A 14277-nucleotide genomic window follows, 5' to 3' on the forward strand; every position below is an offset into this window, starting at 1 on the left:
CACCGCCGCCGGCGTCGACTGTCTGGGGCGTCACGCTGGCACGCCGCACCGGCCCTCCACGATCCTCGTCGCACCTTGGCGACGGTCAGCGGGGAACCATGCGTCAGGTTTCGAGACCTGTGCGGTTGAGGCGTTCGAGCAGGCTGGGCTTGCGGGCGTGCACCGTCCGTAGCTCGGCCAGGCGACTTCGGAACGATGTGCTGTCTCCGTCTCGTTCAGCGAGGTCGCGCAGGTCGACGAGGAGTTGAACGGCGGTGTCGTACTCACGGGGTTTCTTCGTGGCGATGAGTTCGGCGACCCGCTGCCAGGCGGCGGGTTGGTCGACTGCGAGGGTGTCAAGGTGTCGTTGCCGTGCTGCCGCAGCGGACCGTTCGCGGCGAATCCGGTCGCGTTCGTGCTGCTCGGCGTCCCGTCGTTCCCGTTCGGCGCGCAACTCCGCGGCGGTGGCGAGCAGTCGCCCGGCAGTGCGGATGGCTGCCGGGGCGGGGGAATCGGTGCGGTGTTCGTCGCGGTAGCGGCGTAGCAGTCGGCTGCGTAGGTGGCTGTCACCGCCGGTGATCAGGTCGGCCAGGATGGCGTCCTTGTCCGGGGCGGGCAGCCCGACGACCCAGGTGCGTAGCTGCGCAGCGGTCGGTTCACCGGAGGCGACCAGCGACGATCCGGCCGCCGCGGCCGCGATCAGGTCGGGGTCGATGCGCAGGAACTCGGCGACGGCGGTGAGGGGCGCGTCGAGGGTGCCCAGTCCGGCCGGGACGGGCGGTTCGGGTTCGTCGTCGGCGATCTCGGCGGACTGTACGCAGCGGAGCCAGGCCAGGTAGAGCAGGCGCTGGTCGCCGGCGGCGAGGCCGGCCCGGACGGGGATGATGGAGGCGAGCAGGCCGTGGCCGTCGAGGCCCCACTCGTCGGCGCCGTCCTCGTCCTCGTCGTGGAGGTCGATGATGACGTGCGTGCCGGCGGTCCAGGCGGATGCGCTGTCACCCTGGCAGTACCGGGCGACGGTGGCGGGGTCGAGCACGTTCTTCGGTAGCCGCAGCATGAGCTGGCGGGTGCCCCAGTTCGCCAGGTACAGGTGCGCGTCGAAGTACCGTTCCATGAGCGTTCGCGGGTCGCCCTTGAAGTCGCCCCACTCGTAGGTGTTGACGAAGCTGGTGGCGGTGATGTCGGCCCGGGTGGTCAGCGACCGCAACTCGGCCCGCTCCCGGCCGGTGAGGGGCCGGTCGACGGCGGTGAACTCGTAGTACTGGTACTCGCTCACCGTGGCCTACCTTCCGGCCCAGTGCCGGTAGGCGTCGATCCACCCCGCACCGTCCGGCGCGGGGGTGGGTAGCGGCAGGTCGAGTAGATCAATCTTCTGCCGGTGGTGGCCTCGGGCGCAGACCGCGACGATGCTGTTCGCGGCTAGTTCGATCTTGCGCACGGTGACCTCGACGCCGAGGACGGTGGTGGTGAACGGCACCGCCAGATGCTCCTCGATCATGTTGAACAGGCCGGCGCGCTCATCGTCGTGATCGTCCGTGTCGACAGTAGCTTCCTCGATCATCGCCTCCAGCGCGGCGCTGCCCTTCGATGCCATCGGCGGAGGATAGCGGACCGGTGCCGAGGTGTTCGAAGCCTGATGCGCGAGGATGGTCGGCATGGGTTCGGTGGCCGAGTTCGTCGATCTTCGGCGGGAGGTGGAGCGGTTACGGGCGGAGAACGCCCGGCTGGGACGTCTGCTGGAGTTGCGCGGCCAGGACACGACTGCGGCGCCGGAACAGTTGTCCGCTCCGGTGGAGCCGCCGGGGCTGGTCACCATGGCTTCGCCCACCCGGGACAAGCTGGCGTTGTTTGCCGACCGGTTCCGAGCCCGGACCGACGTGTACGCCGTGCGGTGGGACAACGCCCGTACCGGCGCTGCCGGGTGGATGCCCGCGGTCGCCGGCGGCTGGCGCAAGGGTATGGACCGGCGCGGTGCCACCTACCTGCCCCGTACGACGGAGGTCGTCGCGACGCATCTGGTCGGCGACGTGTTCATGGGCATGTACCCGCTGATGCCCGGCAACACCTGCCACTTCGTCGTGGCCGACTTCGACGGGCCGACGGCGATGCTCGACGCCCTCGCGTACGTGAAGGCGGCGCGAGCCAGCGCGGTGCCGGCCGGATTGGAGATCTCCCAGTCAGGCCGCGGTGCCCACGTGTGGGTCTTCTTCACCGGTGCTGTTGCCGCGGCCACCGCGCGGGCCGTCGGCACGGCCCTGCTGCGGGAGGCGATGGTGCTGCGCGGGTCGATGGATCTGCGGTCGTACGACCGGCTTTTCCCCAACCAGGACGTCCTGCCCGAGGGTGGCTTCGGCAACCTCATCGCCGCACCCCTGCAGGGCCGCCGCCGCAAGGACGAACTCACCACCTTCCTCGACCTCGGCACCCTCGAGCCGCACGCCGACCAGTGGGCGTTCCTGTCAACACTGGACCGGCTCAGCCCCGGCGACGCCGAACACGTCGCCCGGCAGGCCAAGCAAGCCCTCACCGGCGCGGACGTCGCTACGATGAGCCGGTCTGCCGCGACCCAGGTCCATCCACCGCTGCCTCCGGTGGTCCACGCGGAGGCCGGTGCCGGGCTGAGCATCGACGCCAGGCAGCTCACCCCCGCCGCGCTGGCGACGTTCAAGCACGCCGCCGCCATGGCTAACCCGAAGTTCTACGAGTTGCAGCGGCTCCGCAAGTCCACCTGGGACACCCCACGCTTCATCCAGGGCTACGACCTCACCCTCGATGACCGCCTGGTTCTCCCGCGGGGCCTGCGGCACACCATCGCCACCATTGTCGAGCGCGCCGGGTCACGGCTGGCCGTCACGGACGCACGAAACTCCGGGACCGAGATCGACACCGCGTTCACCGCCGAACTCACCAGCAGACAGGCCAACGCGGTCGGCGCACTTCTCGCCCACGACGACGGAATCCTGGTCGCCCCACCGGGCTCCGGCAAGACCGTCATGGCCTGCGCCCTGATCGCCGAACGCAACACCTCCACCCTCGTCCTCGTCGACCGCAAAGCCCTCGCGGACCAGTGGCGCACGCGCATCGAGCAGTTCCTCGGCATCAAGCCCGGGCAACTCGGCGGCGGCCGACGCAAGCTCACCGGCACGGTGGACGTCGCACTGCTGCCCTCCCTCGCTCGACGCGGCGACGTCGCCACCCTGACCCAGGAGTACGGGCACGTCATCGTCGACGAATGCCACCACCTCGGCGCCGCAGCCTACGAGCACTCGGTCAAACGGATCGCCGCGCAGTTCTGGCTCGGCCTCACCGCCACCCCCACCCGACGCGACGGCCTCGGACAACTCGTCACCTGGCAACTCGGACCCGTCCGCCACACCCTGACCGACGAAGAACAAGGCACCCTCGCTGCCGCGATGCACACCGACGCCGGACCCCGGCGAGCGCTGTTCATCCACGAGACCACATTCCAGCCCGGCGACGTCGACCTGGACGCGCCCGGCGCGCTCGCCGAGGTGCACCGACGGCTGGCCCTCGACGAGCCCCGCAACACCCAGATCGCCGATGACGTCGCCGCGGCCCTGGCGCGCGGCCGCAACTGTCTCGTGCTGACCCGACGGGTCGCCCAGGTCGGGGCACTCACCGCTCTGCTCGCCGCACGCGGACACCAGCCGCTCGTGCTCCAAGGCGCGATGAGCACCCGCGAACGGCGGACCGTCGTTGACCGGCTCGACGGCGCCAAGGCCGGTGACGGCCTGCTCGTCATCGGCACCACACCGTTCATCGGCGAAGGCTTCGACGCCCCCGCCCTCGACACCCTCTTCCTCGCCGGCCCGATCTCCTACGACGGCCTACTCGTCCAATGCGCCGGCCGCGTCATCCGCGCCGCACCCGGCAAGGACCTCGCCGAAGCCCACGACTACCACGACTCGGCCGCACCCATCCTCGCCGCCTCACTCCCACGCCGCACGCCCGGATACCGGGCCCTCGGCTTCATCAGACAGTGAGTGCATCCCATCGCGATCACCAGACTGGTCCACGGTGACAGAGAGACGACCAGACGCCAAGCGTGCTGGGCCTAGCGTAGTAGGCTGACGGGTGTGGGCCGGTTCTCCGAGGATGAGCTGCAGGCGGTTGTCTCTCGGTACGAGGCGACGCGGGCGGCTGCGTTGACCGAGCGGGACGAGCAGCTGCGGGCGTTTCACGCGGCCGGATGGCGGCCGGTCGATCTGCAGCGGGTCACCGGATACAGCCGAGAGACCATCCGTCAGGCACTCCGACCGGAAGTCCGACGGGCGACCAACATCAGCCGACGAAGGACCTCACCCCAGCCGCCGGCCGACTACGGACCCTATGGTGACCGCAAGCCCTACCTGGTGGCCGAAACCCTTGCCCAACTGCAGGGCCCGACCGACGGCATGGTTACACTCCCGCGTCACCTCGACCGGTCCGGGCACGGCGAGTACGACCTGAACCGGACCGCACGCCTGGCCAGCATGTACAAGGTGGTGCTCACCGAAGCCAGCACCGTCGAGGATCTGCACACCTGGCTCGACGCCGACCTCCTTCGGCGACTCTGGCCCACCCTCTGGCTGCCACCCCAGCTCCGCCAGCGCTGGGAGGACGCCTTCCCCGAACTCGCCGCGACCATCAACAACGCGACGTAGCCGTGGACCCCTTCCACGAACCGGCTCACCCGCGTGGCCCCGCAGATCGAACACCAAATGACCGCGTACCGAACGCACCTCCTGCCGCATATCGAAAGCCGAGATCCTCGCAGATCGAAAATGCGGCCGTTATGATGGTGCCGTGCCCACACCGCACCTGATCCCCCGCCGCGCCGCCGCGCAGGTCGATGCCGCTCTGGCGGACACCCGCGTCGTCTTGATCAGCGGAGCACGCCAAGCAGGCAAGAGCACCCTGGTTCGCCTCGTTGCCGGCGATCGTCTCGCCGAGCGCCGCGATCTTGATCGGGCTCAGGACCGGGCGGCGGCGATCGCCGACCCGGTCGGGTTCGTGGACTCCTCCGAACTCCTGGTCATCGACGAGATCCAGCGCGCTCCGGAACTACTGCTGGCCATCAAGGCAGCAGTCGACGAAGACCCTCGTCCGGGCCGGTATCTGCTCACCGGCTCGTCACGGTTGTTCGGCATGGTTGCCGCCCCGGACGCATTGCCCGGCCGTATGGAAACCGTCGAACTCTGGCCGTTCTCCCAAGGCGAACTCGACGCAGCGCCGGATGGATTCATCGACGCCATCTTTGCGCTCGGCCCGGACCTGCGACACGAGTCGGACGTGAGCCGCGCCGACTACGCGGCCAGGATCGTGCGCGGCGGCCTACCCGAGGCGACCACCCGCACCGACCCACGTCGCCGCCAACGATTCCTCGACGCCTACGTCCAAGCGCTCATCGACCGCGACGTCCGGCAACTGTCCGACATCCAGCACAAGGGCGAGCTACGCAAGCTGATACGCCTACTCGCGGCCAGATCCGCGACCATCATCGCCGCAAACTCCCTCGAATCCGCCCTCGGACTGAGCCGGCCGACGATCGCCCGCTACCTCCAAGCCCTGGAAGAGATCTTCCTGATCAAACGGATCCCCGGCTGGTCCCGCAACCTGGGCACCCGCGCCACCGCCGCGCCAAAACTGATCTTCGTCGACTCGGGCATCGCCGCCAACGAGATCGCGACCGACGCCCGGGCACTGCTCCGGCCGGGCGCACCGTTCGGTCCGCTGCTCGAGTCATTTGTCCTGTCCGAGTTGTCCCGGCAGCTCACCTGGTCCGAGCAGTTCGTCGACCTGTCCCACTACCGCGACCAGAGCAGGTACGAAGTCGACGCGGTGCTGGAGAACCGAACCGGCCAGGTGGTCGGAATCGAAGTCAAAGCTGCCACCACCGTCGGACCCGACGACTTCCGCGGTCTACGCCGACTCGCCGACCGCCTCGGCGACGACTTCATCGCCGGCATCGTCCTCTATACCGGAACCTCCACGCTGCCGTTCGGCGACAGACTCCGCGCAATGCCGGTAAGTGCCCTGTGGCAGGTTTCCGCCTCGACAGCAGACTGACCTCGCCCGCAGGTCACTCCTCAGCCGGTCAGGGCCACCGAGGACCGAAGGGCGTGGCCTGCTGATCTTCAGCAAGCGATCGCAGCAAGCCAAGCCCGCACACTGACCAGCACACGAGGCCAAGAAGTGAAAAGCCGCAGGTTGTCAGCCTGCGGACACCGGCGGAGCGTCGGGTTAGGAAACCGATGCTCTATCCCCTGAGCTACGAGGGCGCGAGCGCACAGTCTAGCGACCTGGGGGTTCACCTGGGGTGGCAGCGAGTGGCCCGCGTTCGCCCACGTTCCCCGGACCGCCGTACTCCCAGCTCAGGACCACACCCGGAGCACACGGACCCCGGTTTGCGACCGGCGGTCGGCCGCGGTAACCCGCGTTGGCACCGGTTCACCCCGGTTGGCGTCCGCTGGAGAGCACACACCGAGCACATCACCGAAGATCACGGGGCAAACTCAACCTGGCCGACCCGCCTGCCCGCCGCCGCGCCACCCGTGACTTCCAACCAACCCGACCCTATGCGAGGCCGCGACATGAGCCGCGCTGCGGTTGGCCACCACCGTGTCCTTGTCGAGGTCCTGGGTGAGTCTGTGGATCTCTAGCAGCGAGACAGCCCCTCGAGCTTGTCCCTGATGGCGGCGGTGTCATGCTCGGCGAACGTCTCGAAGAGGTCGCGGGCCTTCTGCCAGTGCAGGCGGGCGAGAGGGTGGTCTGCGAGGGCCCGGTGCACGTCACCGAGGTGGTCGAGGGCGTACGCCAGGGACAGCAGGATGCCGTTCTCCTCACTGGCCTCGACAGCGGCTTCGAGGCAGGTGACGGCGGTGCGATACCGGCCGAGCCGGTAGAGCAGGGTGCCGAGGCTGTCGAACAGGTACGCCTGGCCGGCGCGATCACCGAGTCCCTGGTGCAGCCGGAGCGCCAGGCGGCAGTGCCCCAGCGCGGTGTGGTACTGCCGCAGCTCGGTGTGCAGGGCGGCGAGGTTGTTGTGGGTGCGGGCGAGGCCGACCCGGTCACCGACGTCGGCGTAGAGCCCGTGGGCCAGTTCGGTGTGTTCGACGGCTCGCTGGAGTTGGCCGCGGTGGCTGGCCAGTACCCCCAGGCCGCTGTGGACGCGGGCCTGGCCATGCCGGTCACCGGTTCGGGTGAACAGGTCGAGGGCCCGGGCGAAGTGCCGGTCGGCTTCGGCGATCCGGCGTTGGGCCGAGCAGGCGGCGGCAAGGTTCTGATGCGTGTGTGCGGTGACGGTGGGATCGCCAATGCGTTCGGTGAGCCGCAGCGCGCCATGCTGGAGGTCGAGCCACTGGCCCCGCCACCCCTGGGCTTCGTAGTAGCCGGCGACATGCCAGCTGAGCTGCCATGCCTCGACGAGCAGGTCGAGTGCGGCGGCTTGCCGGGCGGTGGCGGCCAACGCCGCGTGTTCGTCGCGGAACCAGGACAGGGCCTGTTTTCGGTCGCCGATGGCGACCCGCGCCACGTCCGGCGCCGGGGGCGGGGGCGGCGGCAGGGCACGGAGCGGGTCGAGGATGCCCGTGGCGGTGTGTGCGGTGCTGAGGTAGTGGTTGAGCAACCGGCCGACCGCTGCGGAATGCGCCTCGGCTGGGTCGTGCACGCGGAGAAGCTCGGCGGCGTAGACGCGGAGCAGGTCGTGGGTGTGGTACCGGCCGGGCCGGTGTTCGTCGGCGAGCCGGGCCGCGCACAGCTCGCCGAGGGCCCGGCGGGCGGCGTCGGGCGCGGCTCCGGTGAGGCTGGCCGCGACCGGCACGGTGAGATCCGGCCCGTGGTGCAGGGCGGACAACCGGAACATCGTCCGGGTGAGAGGCTCCAACGCCAGGTAGGACCAGGAGAACACGGATCGAAGATCGGTGCGGGGGTCGCGGCCGGCGAACCCGTCGAGTCCGGCGTCACCAGCGACCAACTGGCCCGCCAGGTCGGTCAGACTCAAGGTCGGCGTGATGGCGGTCCGGGCGGCGGCGATGGCCAGCGCCAGCGGCAGGCCGGCGCAGTGATCGAGAATGCTGCTGGCCGCGTCGCGTTCGTGTTCGATCCGGTCCCGTCCGACCTTGCCGGCCAGTAGGCTCTCGGCGGCGGACGCGTCGAGCGGTGCCAGCGTGACCGGGTGGGCGCCGTCCGCGACGACCAGTCCGGCGAGATCGTCGCGGCTGTTCACCACCGTGCGGCAGCCCGGCGCGGCCGGCAGCAGCGGGCGGACCTGCTCCGCGTTGCGCGCGTTGTCCAGCACGACGAGCAGGTGTCTGTCGCTGGTCGTGCTGCGGTACAGCGCCGACCGGGCGGCAAGCCCGTCGGGCATCCGCCTGGCCGGCACCCCGAGTCCCGCCAGCAGGGTGCCGAGCGCCTCGATCGGGTCGACGGCGTTACCCGTCGGGTCGAAGCCGCGCAGGTTCAGGAAGAGGACGCCGTCCCGAAACCGGCCGGCCACCCGGTGCGCCCAGTGGACAGCGAGTGCGGTCTTGCCGATGCCGGGTGCTCCGGTGATGGTGACGACCCGGGCGACGGTGTCGTCCAGCGCGGCCAGTGCGTTGACTCTGCCGGTGAAGCCCGGCACGTCCGCGGGCAGTTGGGCCGGGACGACCAGGTGGTGGCCGACCCGAACGGCCGCTGGCTCGGCGTCAGGGGTCGTCGCCGGGTCGCCGCGGAGGATCGCCATGTGCAGGTCCTGGAGTTCCCGGCCTGGGTCGGCCCCTAACTCCTCGGCGAGCCGGAGTCGTGCAGCGGTGTAGACGTCGATGGCCTGGGCGCTTCGGCCGGCCGCGTGCAGCGCTCGCATCAGAGCCGCGACGAGCGGTTCGGTCAGCGGGTACTCGCCGGTGAGATGGGTGAGTGGAGTGACGAGGACCGTACCGTTACCCAGCCGCAGCTCGGTCTGCGCCCATGCCACGACCGTGTCGATGTGCTGTTGGCGCAGGACGTGCCGGGTCTGCTCGACCCACCGGCCGGAGATGCCGGCCAGCGGCTCGTCTCGCCACAGGTCGACCGCCGTCCGCAGCAGCGACACCCGGTGTCGGTCGTCGGTGCGGGGGTCTCGGGCCTGTCGGACCAGCCGCGCGGCGTGATGGAGGTCGACGCTGGCCGGGTCCACGTCGATCGCGTAGCCACCGGATTGCCGGACCAGCCGGGGCCGGTTGCCGTCCGGGCCGCCGACCCTGCCGAGCAGGCCGCGCAGGCGCGAGACATGGGCGTGAAGCGCTTTTCGGGGCTGCGCCGGCGGGCTGTCGTCCCAGACCCGATCCACCAGGGTGTCGGTGCTCACGGCGACGCCGGCGCTGACAAGCAGGGCGGCAAGCACCGTACGTTGTTTTGGCCGACCAAGATCGATCTGTTGGTCGCGATCCCAGGCCGCCACCGGCCCCAGCAGGCGAAAGGTGACCATGTCTGCCCCGACGTCTCGAATGGTGATTCTTCGATCTGTTCAGGGATACGGGTGTCGGCCGCGGCACGGCAAGGTTTCGGCAGCAATTCGACAGCCGATCCCGCCCAGGATCCATCCCAGGACCGCGGAGGTCGTGGCCTGAGCCGATCGAGAGGACGGAGACGGATGCAGATGGTGCGACGGGAACGGGCCGGGTCCGATCTGGACCAACGGGGGAGGGCTTCCAACCTGCGGAACGCGGTGGGCGCTGCCCTGCTGGCGGTCGCGATGATGGTGGCCGCGCTCATCACGGCACCGCACCCCGCCTACGCGGGTGACTGGGGAGCGGTGGTGACGGAAACGAACAAGGACAACCGGAAGGAACAGTTCTGGGTCGGCAGCGACGGTGCTGTCTGGCACCGCTGGGAGTCCAGCCCCGGCTCGGGGTACACCAGCGGGAACTGGAGCCTCGGTGGTGTGGTCTCCAGTGGTGTCGGGGTCAGCCACAACCAGGACGGCCGCCTGGAGATCTTCGGCCGGGCGGCCGGTGGCGACCTGAACCACAAGTGGCAGCTCACACCGGGCGGCGACTGGAGTGGCTGGGCGTCGCTGGGCGGCCAACTGAAGGCGTACACGGGGGTGTACGCGGACTACTTCTCCACCAACGGCGGCACGCTGCGGGTGAAGGTGACCGGCGTCGACAACGCCCTGCACTACAAGTGGCAGGACAAGCCGAACTGCTGCTGGCGGGACTACTGGCAGTAGGCCCTGCCCGGTCGCGTACCGGAAGGTCGGGTGGGGCGGGCGCCGTGCGGCACCCGCCCCACCCGGCTACTCAGCGTCGGCGAGGGATATTCCGGGAGATCGGACGCCGGAGATCCTCCACAAGTGGCTGGGCGGCACGGAGCGCAACATCAAGCGGATTCCAGGCGGGCAGTGGACTCTGCCCCGTGGCGCCCTACGCGCGCATGCCGGCCAGGTTCGCTACGGCCGCCGCCAGTCCGAGGGTTTGCGGACCCGGGCGAAGCCGAGCAGTTCCCGTAGCTGCGGCGCCCAGGTCACACGGTCGGCGGCCAGGTCAGCGTTGAGCGCGACCGCGGCCCGTACCGCCGGGGCGGGAACACCGAGGTGGCGGGCGAGGTCCCAGTCGGTGGTGACCTCGATGTGCACGTCGAACCGTGATGCGAGGGCTTCGGTGAGCACCGCGCCGTGCACGCCCGGGTTGTGCCCGGCGATGACGTAGAAACCATCGGCGGCCTCGACGCGTTCGTTGCGGTTGCCGGGGATGGTGATGACCCGCCTGCCGCCCATCGCCGGATACAGCACGGCGAGGGACCTTCGGCGCGATGAGGTGGCGTCGTCAACCAGCAACGCCCGGCCCTCCCGCATCGCCGCGACGAGGGGTCCGTAGATGAACTCGAACCCGCCGTCGGGCAGTGGGATGAAGTTGCCGAGGAAGTCCTCCACGACGGTGTCGCCGGTCCCGGCGACGGTGGGCAGATCCGGGATCGCGGCCTCCACCAGCGCGGTCTTGCGGGGCCGGGCGGCCCGTACCGCAGCACCGGGACGCGAAGGGGGCTTTTGCGCGCGGCGGAGACGGAGGCGGCGACCGCCCCGAAAGCAGGGCGCCCGGGCACCCCGGTGGTGTGCAGGGTCGAGGGCAATCCGGTAGGGCTGCCCGGAGGGTGGGCGTCGCCGCCAGCGCGGCGACGACAAGGAACGCAGGCAATCCCGAATCGATCAAGTCGATCCGGGGCCGGCAGCTATGAGCGGCGCGGGTGGACGCTCTATCCCCTGAGCTACGAGGGCGCGAGGGCCCAGTCTCGCGACCTTGGGTTCACCTGGGGTGGCAGGGAGTGGCCCAGGAGTCTCGACACGAGTTCGCACAACGCCACCCCTGCCAATCTTGGTTGTTTGGGCTGCTAGGGGTTTTGTCGCGGATGCGGGCCGAGAGGACGTTGAGGCGTTGTCTGGACAGTGCGGCGAAGCTGGACGCGCTGAACACCCGGCGCACGCCGCGGTGGTAGCGGTGGGGCCGAGCCTGGTGCCCCTGCCTGGGGCGGACTCCCGGGAGATCGGCGCGTGGGCGGCGAGTGCCGCGGGGGCTGGGGTAGGTGGTGAGGGTGCCGGCGTGGGGCGAGGAACTCGGCGGCGAGGGTGGTGCCGATGCCGGGCAGCCTGGTGACGGTGGCGGGCTCCCGGGAAGATGACCAGGGGCCCGAGCCGCGTGCCGCGGCGGAACCTCTTGGACGACTACTCCTGAGCCGCCGGTCCAGGCCGTCCACACCTGAGCAGGGTTCGGCCGCCCGATCGCCACGCGTGCCGCCGGGGCGGTCGGCGGTACGCCGACACCGATCGTCGTACCGGCGGCCGCTCATCCGTCCCGGCCGCTCGGAGCGAATCCCACCATCGCCGCGAGGAGCGTGGCCACCGGCACGGTGGCGAACCCGACCCGGTTGTCACCGGCCCTGTACGGCAGCCAAAGCTTGCCGTCGTGCACGAGCGCGCCGCAGGAGTGGACGACGTTGGGGACGCAGCCGTCCTGCTCGGCGTCGTCGGGTGACAGAAGCACGCCGGGGGGCGTGGATCCGGGGCGAGGGTGGCGCCGTGCCGGGCGGCCAGGGTGTCGGTCACGACCACCGCCGGGCGTGCTGCACGGTGGAGATCAGCGCGAGGGTCGATTCGGCGCCCTGGTTGAGGTTGGGTCCGTGCGGGGTCAGCCCGTCGTAGCCGCCGCCGGTCGCCGGGTCCCACATCCGCGTACCGACGTCGTTGTCGCCGAGGAACCACCCCACCGCCTGCCGGACGCCGGTCTCCCAGCCGGGGTCGCCGGTGACGGCGGCGGCGGTGGCGCAGGCGTCGGCGAACGCGGCGACCTCGATCGCCTGTTGGTCGTGGCGCAGCCGCGCCGCGCCGCGCCGCCACCCGCCGGCGGGTATGACGGAGAGGTGCCCGTCGCGGAGCTGGACGTCGCGCAGCCAGGTCAGCATCCGCAGGCCGTCGTCGAGGGGAGGGCCGTCGTGGCATAGCTGACTGGCCGCGATGACGACCTCCGCGAGGGCGGCGTTGGCATAGGTCAGGCACGGCTGCGGCCAGGGCCACAGCGGGTCGGTGCCGGGGTCGCCGATCGCGGCGGCCGCGTCCCTGAGCAGGGTGGCCGCATCGGCATGGCCCGGGTGGCGGCGCAGCACCTCGACGGCACCGAGCCCGGCGAAGGCCATCGCGTGCGGGGCCGGGGAGCGCCGTCCGGCGCCCCGACCGAAGGCGACGAGTGCCTCCTCCCGGATCCAGGGCGCGGGGCTGCGGGCGGCGGCGGTGCCGAGCCCCCACAGCGCCCGCCCCCACCAGTCGCCGAGCCCGGGGGTGTCGGTCCATCGCCGGTCGTGGCTGAGCCGATTGCGGAAGGCGCCCCGGGTGTCCTGCGCGTGGGTGAGGAAGGCGAGGTAGCGCTCCGCCAGCCCGAGCACCTCCGGGTTCGGCTCCGGCTCGCGGCTGGTGACGACCAGGCCGCGCGCGGCGTCATCGGTGCAGTAGCCGTGTTCGCGGCGGACGATGGCGTGCCGGGCGTGCTCGAACAGGCCGGTGTCGTCACTCAATCGGCTCAGGTGCGCGAAGCTCGGTCGGGGCGTCGGATGCCGGCGACCGCTGCCCGGCATGCTGGACAGACCGGTGGTCGCGCTCACGCCGACGCCGCGCTGACCGCGGAGGGGCGGGCGGCGACGAGCCGCTCGGCGAGCGCGCCGTAGCGGGCCGCCACCGCCGGCCAGCGAAGGTCCGCGGCCGGCGGCCGGACGCGGCCGGCCAGCCGGGCGGCCAGCCGGGCGGCCAGGCCGGGTTCGGTCAGGATCCGCCGGATCGCGGCGGCCAGCGCCGCCGGGTCCTGATGGGGTACGACCAGGCCGGGCCCGCCGGTGAGCAGCTCGACGGCGTGCGGGAAGGCCGTGGCCACGACGGGCACCCCGGCGGCAACCGCCTCGATGAGTACGCCGGAGGTGACCTGTTCGCGGGAGTCGTAGGGCAGCACGACCACGTCGGCGGAGCGGATCAACCGGGCGAGCACGGGTTGGTCGTGGTAGACGTTCTGGTAGTCCACGGCGTGGGCGACGCCCAGCTGGGCGCCGAGCTGGTGCAGTCCCGCCCGGTACGCCTCCCCCTGGTGCTCGACCACCTTCGGATGGGTCCGCCCGGCGATAGTGTAGGTGGGGGTCGGTTCGAGGTCCTGCAACCGTGCGAGGGCCCGCAACGACCACTCGACGCCCTTGCCCGGGCCGAGCAGTCCCCAGGTCAGCAGGTGCGGGCGGGTACGGCGGTCGGCGGGCACGCGGACGTGCTCGGCGGCGCCGTGCGGGATGACCGTGACCTTGTCCGGACGTACGGCGTAGCCGACGAGCAGCCGGTCGTGAGCCGTGCCGGTCATGGTGACGACCGCTCCCGCGGCGGCGACGATCTGCTCCAGCAGGGACTTCTGTCGGGGCGAGGGCCGGCGGAGCACGGTGTGCAGGACCACGATGCTCGGCACGGTGAGCCGGCGCAGCAGCGGCAGGACGTCCTCGCCGTCGGCGCCGGGATAGATGCCGTACTCGTGCTGCACGACGGCCACGTCGAAGGTGTTGAGGACGGCCGCGGCGTCCCGCCAGCCGGTCTGCGTACGGGCCGACCAGGTGTGCACGACCCCGGATCCGGCCCCCAGGTCGTCGCCGTGGTCGGTGACCCGGACGATGCCGCCGCGCGTGCCGTCGGCGGTCAGCTGGGTGGCGAGGGCGGAATTGAAGGTGGCCAGTCCGCATCGGGTCGGTGGGTGCGTGCTGAGGAAGCCGTAGCTGGGCATGGGTGTCGGGCCTTCCGGTTGTCGGCCGCCTCGGAGTGGGGGC

At 71.0% G+C, this 14277-nt stretch carries 11 protein-coding genes; 4 read left to right on the forward strand and 7 right to left on the reverse strand.

Going from position 1 to position 14277, the window contains the following annotated elements; all coding sequences use genetic code 11:
- Nucleotides 1-103: 103 nt before the first annotated feature.
- Together AB0B02_RS01760 and AB0B02_RS01765 are read right to left on the reverse strand one after the other, a co-directional pair.
- Nucleotides 104-1255: a hypothetical protein gene (locus tag AB0B02_RS01760; protein WP_357293729.1), complete on the reverse strand. Its 1152-nt coding sequence runs from the start codon at nt 1253-1255 to the stop codon at nt 104-106.
- A gap of 6 nt (nt 1256-1261) precedes the next feature.
- Entirely contained in the window at nt 1262-1573 is a 312-nt protein-coding gene (locus AB0B02_RS01765; protein ID WP_357293733.1) for a hypothetical protein, read from the reverse strand.
- 61 nt (nt 1574-1634) lie between these two features.
- On the opposite strand from AB0B02_RS01765, the gene AB0B02_RS01770 reads away from it, so the two are divergent.
- From AB0B02_RS01770 to AB0B02_RS01780, 3 genes are all read left to right on the forward strand, one after another.
- Nucleotides 1635-3983 carry a DEAD/DEAH box helicase family protein gene (locus AB0B02_RS01770; protein WP_357293743.1) on the forward strand — a complete coding sequence of 783 codons (2349 nt, stop codon included), beginning with the start codon at nt 1635-1637 and terminating at the stop codon, nt 3981-3983.
- A gap of 93 nt (nt 3984-4076) precedes the next feature.
- Nucleotides 4077-4643, forward strand: coding sequence for a hypothetical protein (locus tag AB0B02_RS01775; RefSeq protein WP_357293749.1), 567 nt, complete (start codon nt 4077-4079; stop codon nt 4641-4643).
- Between the two features lie 142 nt (nt 4644-4785).
- Entirely contained in the window at nt 4786-6048 is a 1263-nt protein-coding gene (locus AB0B02_RS01780) for an ATP-binding protein (RefSeq protein WP_281943204.1), read from the forward strand.
- A 589-nt stretch (nt 6049-6637) separates the two neighbouring features.
- On the opposite strand, the gene AB0B02_RS01785 is transcribed toward AB0B02_RS01780, so the two are convergent.
- Nucleotides 6638-9427, reverse strand: coding sequence for a BTAD domain-containing putative transcriptional regulator (locus AB0B02_RS01785; RefSeq protein ID WP_357293786.1), 2790 nt, complete (start codon nt 9425-9427; stop codon nt 6638-6640).
- 240 nt (nt 9428-9667) lie between these two features.
- Here AB0B02_RS01785 and AB0B02_RS01790 point away from each other — a divergent pair, with 240 nt between their 5' ends.
- Nucleotides 9668-10171: a hypothetical protein gene (locus AB0B02_RS01790; protein WP_357293791.1), complete on the forward strand. Its 504-nt coding sequence runs from the start codon at nt 9668-9670 to the stop codon at nt 10169-10171.
- Nucleotides 10172-10390: 219 nt separating this feature from the next.
- Here the strand turns inward: AB0B02_RS01790 and AB0B02_RS01795 are convergent, their stop codons facing one another.
- From AB0B02_RS01795 to AB0B02_RS01810, 4 genes are all read right to left on the reverse strand, one after another.
- Entirely contained in the window at nt 10391-10927 is a 537-nt protein-coding gene (locus tag AB0B02_RS01795; RefSeq protein ID WP_357293801.1) for an AAA family ATPase, read from the reverse strand.
- Between the two features lie 853 nt (nt 10928-11780).
- Entirely contained in the window at nt 11781-11978 is a 198-nt protein-coding gene (locus AB0B02_RS01800; RefSeq protein ID WP_281943212.1) for a hypothetical protein, read from the reverse strand.
- 58 nt (nt 11979-12036) lie between these two features.
- Nucleotides 12037-13062 carry a glycosyltransferase gene (locus tag AB0B02_RS01805; RefSeq protein ID WP_281943801.1) on the reverse strand — a complete coding sequence of 342 codons (1026 nt, stop codon included), beginning with the start codon at nt 13060-13062 and terminating at the stop codon, nt 12037-12039.
- A 23-nt stretch (nt 13063-13085) separates the two neighbouring features.
- A complete protein-coding gene (locus tag AB0B02_RS01810) occupies nt 13086-14234 on the reverse strand; it encodes a glycosyltransferase (protein ID WP_357293819.1) in 1149 nt (382 codons plus the stop codon).
- Nucleotides 14235-14277: the final 43 nt, after the last annotated feature.

The organism is Micromonospora sp. NPDC049240 (assembly GCF_040647835.1).
In the GTDB taxonomy this organism is placed as follows: Bacteria; Actinomycetota; Actinomycetes; order Mycobacteriales; family Micromonosporaceae; genus Micromonospora.

Coding starts and splice junctions, on each gene's coding strand:
- AB0B02_RS01765 (WP_357293733.1), bottom strand. CDS start 1,573: ATGGCATCGAAGGGCAGCGCCGCGCTGGAGGCGATGATCGAGGAAGCT.
- AB0B02_RS01770 (WP_357293743.1), top strand. CDS start 1,635: ATGGGTTCGGTGGCCGAGTTCGTCGATCTTCGGCGGGAGGTGGAGCGG.
- AB0B02_RS01785 (WP_357293786.1), bottom strand. CDS start 9,427: ATGGTCACCTTTCGCCTGCTGGGGCCGGTGGCGGCCTGGGATCGCGAC.
- AB0B02_RS01805 (WP_281943801.1), bottom strand. CDS start 13,062: ATGCCGGGCAGCGGTCGCCGGCATCCGACGCCCCGACCGAGCTTCGCG.
- AB0B02_RS01810 (WP_357293819.1), bottom strand. CDS start 14,234: ATGCCCAGCTACGGCTTCCTCAGCACGCACCCACCGACCCGATGCGGA.